This window comes from Caldalkalibacillus thermarum (assembly GCF_014644735.1).
Taxonomy (GTDB): Bacteria; Bacillota; Bacilli; order Caldalkalibacillales; family Caldalkalibacillaceae; genus Caldalkalibacillus; species Caldalkalibacillus thermarum.
The window spans coordinates 1-2,102 of sequence record NZ_BMKZ01000095.1; the positions used below are offsets into that span (position 1 = coordinate 1).

The following is a 2,102-nucleotide window of genomic DNA, read 5'->3' on the forward strand; positions in this document are numbered from 1 at the left end:
CTGGATCTATTAAACAAAAGCCGTGAAAAACTGGAGCATATGATTGATGTGATGCATCAACCCTTACGAGGCATTCAACCCAAGCCCAGGACCTACCGCAAAAAAGCACGCCAAGCTTATCTTCAGGCGGCTAAACAACGCAAGGTCAGTAAGAAAAAACTGCGGAAGGCGATTAAAGCACAACTGCAATACATCCACCGTAATCTGAAACATATTGAAGAGCTGGCGCAACAATCAGGCCTTCACCTGCTGAGCACCAGGCAGTACCGAGAGTTACTGGTGATACAAGAAGTGTATCGTCAACAAAAGGAGATGTATGACAAACGAAACAACCGGATTGAGGACCGCATTGTCAGCATTGAACAACCCCATGTTCGTCCTATTGTGCGGGGCAAAGCGAAAGCACCAGTTGAATTTGGGGCCAAGGTGGTTATCAGTGTCATCGAGGGATACACCCTGATTGAACACATNACAGTATTTTACAATGAACTTATGGCACTGGTTACGCTCTCTTTTTGTCTTTTTTTGCTATATGGTTTTACTTACGTCTTCAAGAAAAAAAATAGTCTACCAAGAAACTTAAATTGAGCAAGTTAAAACTTAAAAAATGAAACTTTTTCAGCAATCCCTAATGTAACAAACCTCTATTCCGATAATGGAAATCCTATCTTAATTCAAAAACTAGTTACGGAAAAAGAAGGTTTTTATTTTCAGGGATTCCAACAAACGGAACATACTATCAAGGTAGCCGGGGGAAAAAGAGGAGCTGTTTGTGTTGTAGCAGGGACACCGGGAACATGGAAACAGTTTGGAGCTATTGATGCTTAGATATAAAGTTATAGGTAGTAACATCCAGGTTTATAAAAATAAAAATTGGTTGACTCTTTAAGGTATGTATTGTTATATTTTTGGTGTTAGTATAGTTTCATGGACACATTTTAGTTAAGTCCCTTACAATAAAAATTGGGAGAGGATGTGTCCAATATGAACCGAAAGAAATTCAATGACGATTTTAAAAAATAATTGCGGATCTCTACCATTCAGGAACTTCTGTTAAAGATTTGTCCGGCGAATATGGCGTATCTGAAGTGACGGTTTACAGATGGATTAAGCAGTTTACTCCAGCGGGTTCTGGAGATGAGTCCATCACTCAGAAAGAGATGGTTGAGATGAAGAAGGAAATGCTCCGTCTCCAACAAGAGAATGAGATCTTAAAAAAGGCTATGGCCATATTCGCCAAAAAGTAAAGGATACTGAGTTAGCAGAATTCATTGACAATCATAAAGCAGATTATCCAGTTCATACCCTGTGTAAAGTGCTGGGGACTCCCCGAAGCACGTACTATCAAAGATTGAATCATAAAGAGTCAAACCGCGAACGTGAGAACCGGGAGATCACCCAAAGAATTATCAGCATTCATCAGGAGAGCAAACAGCGCTATGGCGCTCCCAAAATCCATCATCTGTTGAAGCAGGAAGGATTTCAAGTCAGCCTAAAGAGAGTGCAGCGTTTAATGAAGAAGTCAGCTATTCGTTCCATTGTGAAGAAGAAATACAAACCCTATCCAAGCAAGGAAAAGGTGATCCAACGGGACAATCTGCTCAAACAGGATTTCACCACCAACATCATCAATGAGAAGTGGGTCGCTGATATCACCTACATTCATACCCTTAAAGATGGATGGTGTTACTTGGCTTCTGTGATGGATTTACATACCCAAAAAATCGTTGGCTATTCCTTTGCCAAATCGATGACGACTGATCTAGTCATCAAAGCGTTGGCAAATGCTTGTGATACACAACAGCCTAAACGCGGGCTTATTCTGCACACGGATTTGGGGACACAATATACGAGCGAAGCATTTGAGCAATATGTCAAATCTCAGGGCATCATACAGTCATTCAGCCGAAAGGGATGTCCTTATGACAATGCTTGTATCGAATCATTTCATGCCATCTAAAGAAAGAGGAAGTCACCTATAAGCCCCCTAATGAATTTGGACAACTAAGGTGTGATCTATTAAACTATTAACTATAAAATTAGGGGGCTGATGAATATGAAACGCCAAAGACATTCTGTTGAATTTAAAATACAAGTTGTCA

General features: G+C 40.4%; 2 pseudogenes. Both read left to right on the forward strand.

The window, feature by feature from the left end:
- Positions 1 to 465, forward strand: a pseudogene (locus IEW48_RS16460) (IS5/IS1182 family transposase); the annotation flags it as partial.
- A 519-nt stretch (positions 466 to 984) separates the two neighbouring features.
- Positions 985 to 2,028, forward strand: a pseudogene (locus IEW48_RS16470) (IS3 family transposase); the annotation flags it as partial.
- Between the last annotated feature and the right edge of the window lie 74 nt (positions 2,029 to 2,102).